Source organism: Paenibacillus sacheonensis (assembly GCF_009909195.1).
GTDB classification, from domain to species: Bacteria; Bacillota; Bacilli; order Paenibacillales; family Paenibacillaceae; genus Paenibacillus_Z; species Paenibacillus_Z sacheonensis.
The window spans coordinates 150,893-165,056 of sequence record NZ_JAAAMU010000001.1; the positions used below are offsets into that span (position 1 = coordinate 150,893).

7 protein-coding genes are annotated in these 14,164 nt (G+C 60.6%); 5 read left to right on the forward strand and 2 right to left on the reverse strand.

Features of this window, described 5'->3' with window-relative positions; genetic code table 11:
- Nucleotides 1-313 precede the first annotated feature (313 nt).
- Nucleotides 314-1,618 (forward strand): glycoside hydrolase family 140 protein, encoded by a 1,305-nt coding sequence (locus tag GT003_RS00540; protein WP_161693311.1) that lies wholly within the window; start codon nucleotides 314-316, stop codon nucleotides 1,616-1,618.
- Between the two features lie 168 nt (nucleotides 1,619-1,786).
- Here the strand turns inward: GT003_RS00540 and GT003_RS00545 are convergent, their stop codons facing one another.
- The gene (locus GT003_RS00545) at nucleotides 1,787-3,559 is read right to left on the reverse strand and encodes a cache domain-containing sensor histidine kinase (protein ID WP_161693313.1); all 1,773 of its coding nucleotides are present in this window, start codon (nucleotides 3,557-3,559) and stop codon (nucleotides 1,787-1,789) included.
- Complete coding sequence (locus GT003_RS00550) at nucleotides 3,556-5,157, reverse strand: response regulator (RefSeq protein ID WP_161693315.1); 1,602 nt, start codon at nucleotides 5,155-5,157, stop codon at nucleotides 3,556-3,558. Before GT003_RS00550 ends, GT003_RS00545 begins: the two co-directional genes overlap by 4 nt.
- Nucleotides 5,158-5,357: 200 nt before the next feature.
- On the opposite strand from GT003_RS00550, the gene GT003_RS00555 reads away from it, so the two are divergent.
- The 4 genes from GT003_RS00555 (at nucleotide 5,358) to GT003_RS00570 (ending at nucleotide 14,075) form a co-directional block, all read left to right on the forward strand.
- Complete coding sequence (locus tag GT003_RS00555) at nucleotides 5,358-6,281, forward strand: ABC transporter permease (protein ID WP_161693317.1); 924 nt, start codon at nucleotides 5,358-5,360, stop codon at nucleotides 6,279-6,281.
- Nucleotides 6,282-6,294: 13 nt separating this feature from the next.
- Complete coding sequence (locus tag GT003_RS00560; protein ID WP_161693319.1) at nucleotides 6,295-7,179, forward strand: carbohydrate ABC transporter permease; 885 nt, start codon at nucleotides 6,295-6,297, stop codon at nucleotides 7,177-7,179.
- Nucleotides 7,180-7,272: 93 nt separating this feature from the next.
- Nucleotides 7,273-8,901 (forward strand): DUF3502 domain-containing protein, encoded by a 1,629-nt coding sequence (locus GT003_RS00565; RefSeq protein ID WP_161693321.1) that lies wholly within the window; start codon nucleotides 7,273-7,275, stop codon nucleotides 8,899-8,901.
- Nucleotides 8,902-9,062: 161 nt separating this feature from the next.
- On the forward strand, nucleotides 9,063-14,075 hold the full coding sequence (locus GT003_RS00570) for an S-layer homology domain-containing protein (RefSeq protein WP_161693323.1): 5,013 nt from the start codon (nucleotides 9,063-9,065) through the stop codon (nucleotides 14,073-14,075).
- Nucleotides 14,076-14,164: the final 89 nt, after the last annotated feature.

The following is a 14,164-nucleotide window of genomic DNA, read 5'->3' on the forward strand; positions in this document are numbered from 1 at the left end:
TCAAGCATGCTGCTTAAACAGAGGAAAAGCAAGGGAAATCTACCGGTCCGACGCGCTCCCGGCGCGTGCGGACCGGTTTTTGGCGCGTACTCCAAACTGGATCCGAATAGCTGACTTATTTCTTCATTTATTTATCGATATATTTATTGTATACATATTGTGTACGTAAATCGATTGTGATAGTCTGTTACTGCGGCTGCTTGCGGACGAGGACGAACTCGGGCCGAAGCGAGCAGAATCGTTCTTCGAGTCATTCGATCAAAGCGGTCATTCCGCCATCATCCATCTCATACGGGAGCGTGAACGTAAAACCATGACGAAGCCATTGCAGCGTCTGAAGGTGAGCGATAACAAACGATTTTTGATCCAGGAGGACGGAACCCCTTTTTTCTGGCTGGCCGATACGGCTTGGGAGCTGTTCCACAAATTAAGCCGAGAGGAAGCGGATGTTTACTTAGAGAATCGGGCGCGCTTGAAATTCAATGTCGTGCAGGCGGTCGCTTTGGCGGAATTCGACGGCGTCAAGACGGCCAATCCCTACGGCCGCGAACCGCTGAAGCGGGATGCCGACGGGGAATACGATCCGACGCAGCCCGATGTCGACGGCGACGAGAATTACTGGACGCATGTCGACTACATCGTTGATCAAGCGGCCGCGCGCGGCCTGTACGTGGCATTTCTTCCGACATGGGGGGACAAGTACCATATGGCCGGCTTCGGCAAGGGGCCGGAGATTTTCAACGGCGATAACGCGCGGACGTACGGACGCTGGCTTGGCGAGCGCTATGGCAGCCGGTCCAATATTATCTGGGTGCTCGGCGGCGACCGCTCGCTGATCATTCGCAACCACTTCGAAGTGAACAACGGACTGGCCGCGGGCATCAGGGAAGCGGTCGGCGATTCCCAGCTCATTACGTTCCATCCGTGCGGGAACGCTTCGTCCTCGCATCATATGCATCACGAGGAGTGGCTCGACTTCAACATGATCCAATCCGGCCATCATGAGCAAATTCGCGAGAATTACAAGCATGTGAAGGCGGATTACGATAAGCTGCCGATCAAGCCGACAGTGGACGCGGAGCCGGCTTACGAAGACCACCCCGTCAATTTCAATGCCTCGAAAGGGTATTTCGACCAAGCGGACGTTCGGATCGGCGCCTATTACGGCGTATTCTCCGGCGGCTTCGGCACGACGTACGGCCATCACAGCATTTGGTCCATGACGACCGAGCCGGGGGCTTATTTCATCATGACCTGGCAGGAGGCGCTGAATCGTCCGGGAGCGGTCCAAATGCAGCATTTGCGAGACTTGATCGAATCCTTTTCCTATTTGGACCGGGCGCCGGACCAAAGCTTGATCGCCGGCAACCTCGAAGGCGCGAACTATATGGTCGCGACGCGGGGCGAGCGATACGGCTTGATCTACAGCCCGAACGGCATTCCGTTCCGCGCCTCGCTGGGCAAACTGCCGGGCAGCAGCGTCGAAGCGTCCTGGTTCGATCCGCGCACCGGCGAGTATACCGCCATCGGCAGCTTCGCGAACAGCGGCGAAGCAGCGTTCGCTCCTCCGACGAGCGGCAGGGGCGGCGACTGGGTGCTTGTGCTAAAGTCCGTTTAATAACCGGCTGAGCCATCTCTCAGCTGCGCGCATACGACGACGAAGAAACGCCCGCCACGATGCAATATGCATTAGGCGGGCGTTTTTGGCATTGCGTGCTTTCGCAGCGCGTTTTGCAGTTTACCTAGCTGGCAGTCCGACTACGACCGTCGGCGGTTGTCCGCCCGACTAGTGCGCCGCGCGCCTGACGACGATCGCCGGCAGCGTGATGCGCACCGTCGTGCCGCGGCCGGGTTCGCTCTCGTAAGCGAGCCCGTAGGCCGCGCCGTATTGAAGCTGGATGCGCTCCTGGATATTCTTGATGCCGTAGCCGTGGAACTCGTCCTGAGTGTCCTGGTCGAGAATCCGTTCGACGATGTCCGGCGGCATGCCGGCCCCGTCGTCCTCGACCGTGAAGACGACGATGTCGCTCTTGCGCGCGCCGGAGATCCGGATCGTTCCCGACTTGGACGGACTGCGAAGAATACCGTGCAGAATCGCGTTCTCGACGATCGGCTGCAGCGTGATTTTCAGCATCTCGAGCCCGAGGATGCCCTCGTCGACGTCCAGCTCGAGCGCGATCTGGTCCTGATAGCGGAGGTTCTGCAGGGTGACGTACGCGCGGACATGTTCGATCTCGTTGCGCACCGGGATGATGTCGTCGCCTTTGCTCAGTCCGATCTTATAGAAGGTCGAGAGCGACTGGATCATCGTCTCGATCTCGGCATTTCCGCTCATAACGGCGGACCAATTGATCATGTCGAGCGAATTGTACAAGAAATGCGGATTAATCTGGGACTGCAGGGAGCGCAGCTCCAACGATTTGATTTTCTTCCCGGTCTCGAACCGCTCTTCGATCATCGCGGCCATCTCGGCCACCATGTAGTTGAAATCCTGCGAGATCTGTCCGATCTCGTCCTTCGACGACACGCGGATGCGGGTATTGAAGTCGCCGCCGGTGACCTTGCGGATGTTCTTGGCCAGATGCTTCAGCCGTAGCGCGCTGGAATTGAACCACAGGTACGCGAGCAGGTAAGAGATGACGCCTGTCGCGAGCAGCATCAGCACCATGTAGAACCGGATGTCCTTGCCGGTCGATTTGATCTCGCTGTACGGAATGACGGAAATGAACGTCCAGTCCGAATTGGCGATGGGGCGGGACAGCGTCAGATAGTCCGCGTTGCCCGCATGGATGTCGGTGCCGGCCGCGCTGCCGCGCGCCGCGTCCTCCGCAGCCTGCAGCAGCGCCCGGTCTCCGAGCAGCGCCGGGCTGCCCGAAGCGGAGATGAGGTCGCCCGTCCCGTTCACGATGTACGAGAGGCCCGTGGACGTGACGTTCGCCTGCTTGACGATATCGTTCACGACGGGGGCGCGCATGTCGATGCGGATGACGCCGTCCGTTACGTTATAGGTTTTGATCGTGATCCGCCTGGCCAGCGAGATGAACGGGGGATCCGCCTCCGAATCGGCCTGGAACTTGTCCGGGGCGATCCAGGTGACGACCGACTTCGACGCCTTCAGCGCCTCGTACCAAGGCTGGCCGTCCAGATCCCGGAACACGAAGAACCGGTCGTTGTCGTACGCATAGCCGGGGATGTCCCGAATGAACAGCCGGACGCGCAGCACGTCGGTATTGCGCTCGATCTGGTTGAAGAGCGTGGTCAGGTTGTTCTCGTCGATGTTCTGCTGCAGCAAATCTTCGTCGTAGATGGCCGGGTTCGTCGTATGAATGTCCTGCAGCGTCTTATCGAAATAGATGATGTCGGTCGCGTTGATCAGATTGCCCAGCTTCGTCTCGAGATACGTCTCCGACTGGGCGAGCGCGTTGCGCGAGGTGCGCAGCATGTTCGCTTCCATTCGGTCGGAGACGCGCCAGTACGTCAGCCCCGTCAGAACGACCAGCGGCACGAAGATCAGCACCAGGTAGGAGAACAGCAGCTTCGTCTTGATGCTGATCGTCATTTCAACGATTTCTCCCGGAAGTCCGACGGCGTGATGCCGGTGATCCGCTTGAACGTTTTGGCGAAATACTTGGCGTCGCTGTACCCCGTCAGCGAAGCGATCTCGAACAGCTTGACGCTGCGGTCGGCGAGCAGTTCTTTGGCCTTGTCGATCTTGTACGCGTTGACGTAGTCGTTGATCGTAAGGCCGGTGTCCTTCTTGAACAGCTGACTGAGATAAGCCGGCGTGAGATGCAGGTGCCCGGCGATGTCGCTGATCGTGAATCCGCCCTTGCTGTAGTTGCGCTGGATATAGCGGATGGTCTCGTGCACGACGCGGCTCTGCGTGCCGACCGACGCGACCGCGTCGAAATAGGCGCGCACTTCCGATTCCAGGAAGCCGAGCAGCTCGTTCAGCGTCAAGGCATCCGCGACCCGGTGCCACAGCACTTCTTCCTTCCGGTCTTCCATGTACCGGCCGAGGAATTTGTTCTGGGCTTCCCCGTAGAGCGCCATGAGCAGCCGGTAGAACAGCCGCCTCACGTCGTCGACCGGGACGGCGTCCTGCCGGCGAAGGGCGGAGCCGATCGAAGCGATATAAGGGAAGACGGCTTTGTCGCAGGACGGCAGATACGCCGCGAAGCGATGCTCCATATCTTCGTCGAAGGGCGCGTGCGCCGGGCGGCGCTCGTCGAATGCGGCGATCCGGCCGCCGCCGAGGAAGAAGACCTGCTCGAGCGCCGTCAGCGCCGACTGGTACGAGAGGCGGATATGCGCCATGCCCCGGACCGGCATGCCGATGCCGGCGAAGAGCGGGGGCCCGGCGTCCGGGCCGCAGGTGCCCGCGAAGTCCGCCGCGATGCGCTCGGCGGCGGCGCGGACGTCGTCGAGACTGCGCGCGCCGGCCAGCAGCGCATGCGCCACGAGATGCACGCCGTCGATCGTGCCGGCCATGGCGCAGAGGCGCCGTTCGTCCATCGCGCGAGCGATCGCCGCAGCGAGTTCGCCGCGTCGTCCGGCCGTTTGCTCGACGGGCATGTCGGGCGCGAAATTAATGCGGAATAAAACGCTTACATATTTGCCGTCGAGCGGGAGCTCATAGCCGGACGCGGCCAGCAGGCGGTCCAGCTCCTCGGCGCCCGGACTGCCCTTCGCGAGCTGAACGGCGAAGTCCCGCTGCAGCAGCAGGGTGCTCGTCTCGAGCTTGGCGGCCGCCTCGGCCAGCCTGCGCGTCTGCTCCGCCTCCTTGCGGCAGGCCTCGGTCACGTTCCGGATGCATTCCTCCAGCTCTTTGACGCTGATCGGCTTCTCGATATAGCTGACGGCCTTTAGCCGGATGGCGGCCTTCAAATATTCCTTGTCCGCGTATCCGCTGATGAAAACAAACTTACAGGCAGGCAGCTCCGCTTGCGTCCGCATCGCGAGCTCGATGCCCGTCATGGTCGGCATCCGAACATCGGAGAGCACGATATCCGGCTTGAAGGCGAGCGCGGTTTCGAGCGCCGTGTGGCCGTCGTCCGCCTCGCGGATCTCGCCGATCCCGTAGCTGGCCCAGGGCAGGCACATTTTCAGTCCGTCGCGGGTACGTTTCTCGTCGTCCACGATCAATAATTTAAGCATGCGTTTCCCTCTCCTCGTGCTGTGGCGTTTCCGTATCTCCAACATAGCAGATCGCGGTTTGCGCTTACAAGACGTCCGGGCGCTCCAGTATAGAATAGTGCACCAAATTATAAAACCGTGTCCTGTTGGAAGTGCTTACACCCGCCTATAATCAAGGTGTGAACCACACTAGACGACAGAAAACGAAAGCGAGATTGCCTATGGTCCGAAAACGAAACCTGCTGTTTTACCTCGCCCAAAACCGGGCCTTCCTGCTGATGATCCTTCCGGCGGTCTTGTTCTTCATCCTGTTCTCGTACCTGCCCATGGCGGGCATTATCGTGGCGTTCAAGAACTTCCGGTTCGACCGCGGCATCTTCGGCAGCGAATGGAACGGCATCAACAACTTCCGGTTCCTCTTCCTCTCGGGGCAGATCTGGAACATTTTCAAGAACACGTTCTTCTACAACGTGGCCTTCATCGTGACGGGAACGATCCTCCAAGCGGGGATAGCGCTCCTCCTGTCCGAGATCGGTTCGAAGCTGTTCAGCCGCTTCACCCAAAGCCTGATGTTCCTGCCGTACTTCATCTCCTGGGTCATCGTCGGGGCGTTCTTCTACAACATCTTCAACTTCGACTACGGCCTGCTGAACACGGTGCTAAAGGCGTTCGGCATCGATCCGGTGGACGTGTACAGCTCCCCGGGGATGTGGAAGTACATCCTGGTCTTCTTCAACAACTGGAAGTGGATCGGCTACGGTTCGGTGCTCTACCTCGGCGCGATCCTCAGCATCGACGAGGAAATGTACGAAGCGGCGGATATCGATGGCGCGAACGTGTTCCAGAAGGCGTTCCGGATCACGCTGCCGAACATCGTGCCGACCGTCATCGTCATGGTGCTGCTGCAGGTGGGCAATATTTTCCGGGGCGACTTCGGGATGTTCTACCAGTTGGTCGGCAACAACGGCAACCTGTACGACGCGACGGACATCATCGACACTTACGTATTCCGGTCCTTGGCTCAAATGGGAGACATTCCGATGTCGTCGGCCGCGGCCTGCGTGCAGTCGGTCATGTGCTTCGCGACGATCACCATCGTGAACGGCCTCGTGCGGAAGTTCAGCAAAGACAACGCCCTCTATTAAAGGAGTCCGGAACATGAAACCCATCGCAATCGATAAATTGGCGTTCAACGTCATCGCTTACGCCGTCATCGCCGTCGTCTCCCTGCTGTGCGTCGTGCCGTTCATCATGGTCGTCGCCGGCTCCTTCACCGCCGAATCCGCCGTCATGGCGCATGGCTACGGGCTGTGGCCCTCGTCCTTCTCGGTGGAATCGTACCGCGCGATCCTGACGGATCCGACCTCGCTGATCAAGGCTTACGGCGTCACGCTGTTCATTACGGTCACCGGCACGGCCGCGGGGCTGTTCCTGACCGCGATGACGGCCTACGTGCTCTACCGCAAGGAATTTCGCTACAGGAACCTGTTCGCCTTCTTCTTCTACTTCACGACGCTGTTCAACGGCGGGCTCGTGGCCTATTACCTCATCATGCTGAAGTATTACCATATGAAGGACAGCCTGCTGGCGCTCATCGTGCCCTTGCTGCTGTCGCCGTACTACATTCTCATCATGCGGAACTTCCTGAAGACGGTACCGGACGCGATCCCCGAATCCGCCAAGGTGGACGGAGCGGGCGAGTTCACGATCTTCACGCGGCTCTGCCTGCCGCTCATGAAGCCGGCGCTGGCCTCCATCGGGATGTTCATCGCGCTCGGCTATTGGAACGACTGGTACCAGGCGGCGCTGTTCATCGACGACCAGAGCAAGTTCCCGCTGCAATACATGCTGTACAAGATGATCACCAACATCGAGTTCCTCTCCTACGCGGCCGGCAACAACGGCATCCCGACGGTCGAGCTGCCGCATGAGACGGTCAAGCTCGCGATGACCGTCGTGTCGATCGGCCCGATCGTGCTCATCTATCCGTTCGTCCAGAAGTATTTCGTCAAAGGGCTGACGGTCGGCGCGGTCAAAGGGTAGGCGGGAGAAAACGAAGCATGGCTTGGCATTGGTTAAACCCGTAAAACGGATTAACATAAAGCAAGAGACAAATATTCAAGGAGGTCATCCAGTTTGAAGACGCAGTCCAAAAAGAAACTCATGATCGGCGCGCTCGCACTCTTCCTCGGCACATCCCTGGCGGCATGCGGATCGAACAACAACAACGGCGGCACGTCGAACGGGGCCAACGCGAACGGCGGCACGAAGGCGGCGAATAACGCCGATGCGGGCAGCGGAGGCGCGAACGCTTCCGGCGGCAACGCGGCGGCGGCAGGTCCGGACATTTCCAAGCACGTCAAGCTGACGTGGGCCGCGCTCGGCGACCCGCCGAAGGATTTCGACGCGGTCAAGGCAGAGCTCAACAAGATGACGAACAAGGACCTGAACGCGGACGTCGATTTCGTCTGGATCGGCTGGGGCGACCTGGACAGCAAGTACCCGCTCATGCTGATGTCCGGCCAGAACGTCGACATGATCTACACGGCCGGCTGGCTCGACTACAGCGGCAACGCCAAGAAGGGCGCGTTCACGGAGCTGTCCAAAGATATGCTGGATACGTACGCGCCGAACGCCGTGAAGAAGCTTCCGGCCGAAGCATGGGGCAACGCTACCGTCGACGGCAAGATCATCGCGGTACCGCGGAATTACCTGGAGTACCAGGACGCGGGTCTCGCGGTCCGGGGCGACATTATGGACAAGGCAGGCCTGACGTCGCTCGGCAATTTGGACGATGTGGAGAAATATTTGGCCGCGGCCAAGGAGGCCGATCCGAAGGTGGTGCCGTACAACACGGGCGCATCCGTGGGCGATTATCCGCTGACGTCCTTCGTCACGCGCAAGAAGTCGCTCGTCTCGGTGCCCGGCCTGCCGGCCAACATGCTGCAGTTCAACCCGATGGAGACGAAGCCGCAGGTGACGTCCGCGTTCGACGACCCCGATCTGCTGGCCGCGTATCCGAAGATCCGCGACATGTTCGAGAAAGGATACATCAACAAGAACGTGCTGAACAACAAGACTCCGTCCCGAGAGTCGTTCCAAGCCGGCCAATCCGCGCTGGCAGCCTACGGCGACAACCAGTTCCGCGATTCGTATAACGGCATCAACACCGCGCATCCGGACTGGAAAGTATCGTTCCAATCGTTCTCGCCGGAAGGACCGTTCATCAAGCTCGCTTACGATTCCGGCATGATGGCGATTCCGTCGGCGTCGAACAACAAGGAACGGGCGCTCATGTTCATGGATAAGTTCTTCAGCGACCCGAGCTACTACATGCTCATGATCTACGGCTTGGAAGGCAAGCACTGGCAGTACACGGCTGACCAGTCGCAGATCGAAGTGCCGGCCGGCACGGATCCGACGCTCTATCCGAAATGGCAGTATCCGTGGGGCTTCGGCGACTGGGTCGGCTTCAACAAGCCGTCCACGACCGACTACCCGGATTACGCCAAGCACGTCGAATACATGGCGAGCGTGGCGAAGGATAACCCGTACGCCAACTTCAAGCCGAACATCGATGCCATCAAGAACGAAGTCGCGGCACTGAACAACGTGTTCATCAAATACGGAGGCGCGCTCGCCTACGGCGCCGTGGATACGGAGGACGCGCTGAAGAAGGCGAACGCCGAGCTGAAGGCGGCCGGCTACGACAAAGTGAAGGCCGAGATCCAGAAGCAGCTGGATGCGTTTACGCCCGGCACGTAGCCGTTATTCCAAGCACCGAATCAGATAAACGGCACCACGCCTGACTTCATAACGACCGATTGCATAACGACCGACAAGAAGGGAACTGAAGACATCTACAGTTCCCTTCTCGTATGACGAATTTGCAAACGCATACATTTCACCGAAAGAGAGGGAATGGAATGAAACGGACTAATTCTAGGACTACGAAACTGGCCGCCGTCTTGGCGGTTGCGGCCATGCTGGCGTCAACGGCCGCGGGCGGGCTCAGGCCGGCCTACGCGGACGCTGCCGACAACGACAACGTATTGAAGATCACCCAGGGAGCCGGGGTCATCAGCCACGGCTGGAATAAAGACGATCTCATCCCGGGCCATACCTACGCCTACAGCTTCGAGGCGATGGGGACAGGGACGACCAACGCTTTCGTCCAGTATAACTGGGAGTGGGACAAATCGCTGAGCTATACGGATTTAGCTGGTTCGCGCACCGAAATCGACCCTTCCGCCACGTGGAAGACCTACACGGGGGAATTTACCGCGCCCGCTGCCCCGTCCGGCGGCGAGGATTTCTACTTCGGCGCCGCGACGGACGGCAGCGTGTTCGTCGATAACGTGGTCATCACGGACACCGGCGCCGAACAAGGCGGAACATTCTTCGCGGACGACTTCACCTCGGGGCTCGACGGCTGGTATACCGAGCAAGCGGATCTCTTCTCCGTCGTTCCCAAGAGCGAAGCCGTCGGTCCGGCTCCTACGGTGCAGGATAACGACGCGCTCAAGGTCGCTGTCGGAAGCGGGAACATGAGCTGGGGTTCGAATAAATTCGCCGCGAACGCCACCTATACTTACTCGTTCGAGGCGATGGGCTCCGGAACGGCCGACATCAGGCTCCAAACCGACGAGAAATGGGATACGCCCTGGTCCACCGTAACCGGAACGGACATTACCGTAGGACCGTCCACGGGCTGGACCACGTATACGGCGACCTTTACCACGCCGGCCAACCAGCCGACGGACGCGGGGTACTATTTGTTCTTGAATGCCGCATCGGCCGGCCCGGTTTACATCAACAACTTGACCGTTACCGACGAAGAGGGCAAGCCGATCTTCGCCGAAGGTTTCGAGAATTTGCCGGATAAGCCCGCGATCGGCAAAGGACATGACAGCTGGTACACCGGCACGAACGGGATCTTCACCGTCGTGCCCGTCGGCGAGGCCGCCGGCTCCTCCAGCAAAGCGCTGAAAATCGCTTCCGGCTCGGGCAACGTGACGGCGAGCCTGGGCGCGCTGGCTGCCGGTCACACCTACACGCTCAGCCTCGAGGGAATCGGCTACAGCTCGGCCGACTTCAACGTCGAGAACAAGTCGTGGGCGACGCTGTCGCAGCTGTCGGTGGCCGCGAGCGACACCTGGAAGGACGACTCGGTTACCTTCGTCGTCCCGGACGACGATCAGAACGATTATACGCTCGTGGTGAACACGGCCTCCAGTCGCGAGATGTACGCGGATAATGTCGTCATCACCGACATCACCGACGCCAACGCCCCGAAGGTGCAGTTCCAGGAGGACTTCGAGCAGGTGGCGGGCGAGCCCGCGCTCGGCAAGGGCGGCGAAAAATGGTACACCGCGACGGACGGCACGCTCTTCACCGTCGTTCCGCGCATCCAGGCCAGCGGCGTCGACCCGAACGCCAGCGCGATCGTGGACAAATACGGACAAATCATCGCGTCCCCGTATACGCCGAACGATAGCCATCCGCATGCCAAGGTTACCAGCGATGACGAGCTTGCGGCGGTACCGGCGCAGAACGAGGCGTACTTCGGCTCGCTCACGCCGCCGACGAACCGGGACACCTACGGCGGTCTGACCGGCAGCAAAGAGACATTCGACTTCGAAGCGACCGGTTTCTTCTACACCGACCACGCGGATGTCGATAATGACGGCACCCCCGAGGCAGTGATGGTCGACCCGCTGGGCAACCTGTACTTCCAGCTGGGCGCGACCGTGACCGACCCCAACGAGACTTACGCCGACCTCACGGGCATCAAGTCGGAGTACGACCAGCTTCCGGCCTACGATCCGGACAGCAAAGCATGGCGGGGCGAGAATACGTTTTCGCCTTACGTGTACAACATCGAGCAGCAAACGGGCGAGCCCTTCGACGTCGACGCCTGGCGCGAGGATCAAATCCATAACGAGAAGCAGCTCGGCTTCAACTCCCTGGGCATGTGGTCCGGCGAAGCGAGCACGACGACGCCGTATTTCGAGGTGTTGGACGGCGTCATGGGGCAAACCCCGCACATCGGCAGCTCCCGGCTGTTCGACGTGTTCAGCCCGGATTGGCAGTCCCGCTTGGACGCCGCTTACGGCGCGGCCGTATCCGGCCATGCGGACGATCCGATGCTGATCGGTTACATGTTCGAGAACGAGCTTCCTTACGATTCGTTCAACGGCACGTTACTCGGTTCTTCCGCCGTCGGCAGCGGCACCCGCAACGAGCTGGCTGCCTGGATGAGCGGCCAGTACGACGGCGACATCGACGCGTTCAATGCGGCGTGGGGGACGAACTTCGCGAGCTTCGACGATCTCAAGAGCGGAACCCTGAAGCTGAACACGACGGCCGCTTCGACCGATATCAACAACTTTACCAAGCACTATCTCGAAACCGAATACCACACCATCTACGAGACCGGCAAGAGCCATGACCCGCAGCATATGCAGCTTGGCGACCGGTGGTTTGCCGGCTCCCTGCGGAACGCCGCGCTTGCCCAGGATCTGGCGGAAGCGACCGCTGGCAACGTGGACGCCATCACGTACAACTACTACACGAACTCGCTCGACACGAACTGGCTGAAGCAGATCTACGCGTGGTCGGGCAATACGCCGATCATCCTCTCCGAGTGGCATTATTCCGACACCAGCGTACTGCCGAACGGCAGTCAGCCCGTGTCCAGCCCGACGGCGCAGGGGCAGATGTACAGCGACTATTTGGAGAATGCCATCGCTACGGGCGTCGTGGTGGGCAGCGACTGGTTCACTTGGCTGGACCAGGCACCGACGGGACGTTACTTCAACGGACCGAATAACGGCGAGTCCGGCGCGTACGGATTCGTCGACGTGACCAACAGGCCGGTCGTCGCGTTCGACGAGTATGCGAAGCAGACCCATTACAACGTGTACGACCTGCTCTCGGGAAGCATCGAGCCTTATGCGGCGCCCAACAGAAGCGCCGCGACCGACCGCGACACCCATAAAGCGCTGGCAGCGCCGCAAACCGACGCAGCGCCCGTCATCGGCGATTTCGCGGACTGGAGCGATTTCTCGGCGACGGCGGCACTGACGGCGATCGATCAAGTCTCGGGACCGGCGATTCCCGACCCGAACGTCTCGGCTAAGATGTCGATAGCCTGGGACGACGAGAATTTCTACTATCAAGCCCGCGTAACGTCCGGGAACGACAGGATCGCGAATGGCGGCGTATCCGGCAACGGCGCGGATATGTGGAACGGCGACGGCGTCGAGCTCTACTTCGGTCCGCAGGACGTCGATGCCACTCCCGGCAGCATGCTGGGCACCGACTCGCAGCTGCTTCTGGGCGTCAACAAGAACGCCGACAGCAGCGTGTCGGCAGCCGCTTATTGGGTCAACGGCCCAAGCTTCGCCGACCAAACGCCCGTCAACGTGAAGGCGGAATTGGCGCCGGACGGCAAGGGCTGGATACTGGAAGCGGCAATCCCGCTTTCCGCCATCGGTTTGCCCGCGGATGCGTTCGGCACGGACGGCAGCCTCGCCATCGGCACGCCGATGCGCTACGACATGGGCTTCGATCTTTCCGGCGCCGGCGGAACCCGCTACTCGCAGTATGCGTGGAACGGCAACGACTCCGACTCGAAGAACCGCAATCCGTGGGGCAAGCTGTCGTTTGCCGCGCAAGCGGAAGAGGGAGGCAACGGCACCGGCGGCAATAACGGCAACAACAACGGCAGCGGCACCGGAACCGGCAGCGGCACTGACATCGGCAGCGGAATCATCAAGCCGACGGCACCCGTACTGAACCCGGCTTCTGGCGAAGCGACGGCGGACGTACCTGCATCGGCATTCGCGCAGCTGCCATCGTCGGCCGATAAAGTCAGGATTCAAGTACCGAAGATCGAAGGAGCGACCGGCTATGTCGTGAATCTGCCGGCAGACGTGCTCTCGGCAGCGGAACGGAATCGCATGATCATCGTCGAAACGGGCGCGGGCACGATTACGATTCCAGCCACGATGCTGCGCGGCATCGACCTTCACGGCGCGGCAACCGTGGCAATCGTCATCGCTCAAGCGGAAACGAGCAAGCTCGGCGACGAGTTGAAAGCCTCGATCGGCGATCGGCCGGTCATCGACGTCAGCCTGCGGGCTAACGGCAAGGAACTGCCATGGAGCAATCCCGCGGCGCCGGTAACGGTGGCCGTTCCCTATAAGCCGGCGGCGGACGAGGCGGCGAACAGCGGCCATATCACGGTATGGCACATCGGCGCCGACGGACGGCCGGAGCCGGTCGTCCATGCGGCTTACGATGCCGTATCGGGAACCGTCGGGTTCCAAACGACGCATTTCAGCACGTACGCGGTCGTATACGTCGAGAAGCATTTCGGCGACCTGGGCCGTTACGGCTGGGCGAAGGACGCGATCGAGACGCTGGCGTCCAAGGGCGCCATCGAAGGCGTATCCGCTGCCGCGTTCGCGCCGTCGGCGAATATTACGCGCGCGGATTACGTGCTCCTGCTTGCGCGGACGCTCGGACTGTCCGAGGCCGCGGCTTCGAACGCGAATGCGGCCGGCGACGGCAATTTCGCCGACGTGAAGCCGGGCAGCTACTATTACGAAGCCGTCGGCGCCGCCAAGGCGCTCGGCATCGCGATCGGCAGCGGAGGGAATTCGTTCCATCCGCAGGCGTCGATCACGCGGCAGGAGATGATGACGCTCACCGCGCGCGCATTGACGAAGCTCGGCAAGCTGAACGCGTCCGGCGGCACGAACCCGCTCGACCGTTTCGCGGATCGGGCGGACGTGTCGGGGTATGCGGCGGGCGGCGTGTCGGCGCTGCTGGATGCCGGCCTGATTCAGGGCGCTGACGGCAAGCTGAATCCGCTCGCCGAAGCAACGCGTGCGGAGGCAGCCGTGTTCTTATACAACGCGTTTCGTCTCTAGTTTCAGCTTGAAACGAGGTCCATAGGAATAGCAGACAGCCGGCAGGTGCACGCCATGTTCCCTTCCGGCTGCTTGTTGTCCATAAATAA

Coding starts and splice junctions, on each gene's coding strand:
- GT003_RS00540 (WP_161693311.1), top strand. CDS start 314: ATGACGAAGCCATTGCAGCGTCTGAAGGTGAGCGATAACAAACGATTT.
- GT003_RS00545 (WP_161693313.1), bottom strand. CDS start 3,559: ATGACGATCAGCATCAAGACGAAGCTGCTGTTCTCCTACCTGGTGCTG.
- GT003_RS00550 (WP_161693315.1), bottom strand. CDS start 5,157: ATGCTTAAATTATTGATCGTGGACGACGAGAAACGTACCCGCGACGGA.
- GT003_RS00555 (WP_161693317.1), top strand. CDS start 5,358: ATGGTCCGAAAACGAAACCTGCTGTTTTACCTCGCCCAAAACCGGGCC.
- GT003_RS00560 (WP_161693319.1), top strand. CDS start 6,295: ATGAAACCCATCGCAATCGATAAATTGGCGTTCAACGTCATCGCTTAC.
- GT003_RS00570 (WP_161693323.1), top strand. CDS start 9,063: ATGAAACGGACTAATTCTAGGACTACGAAACTGGCCGCCGTCTTGGCG.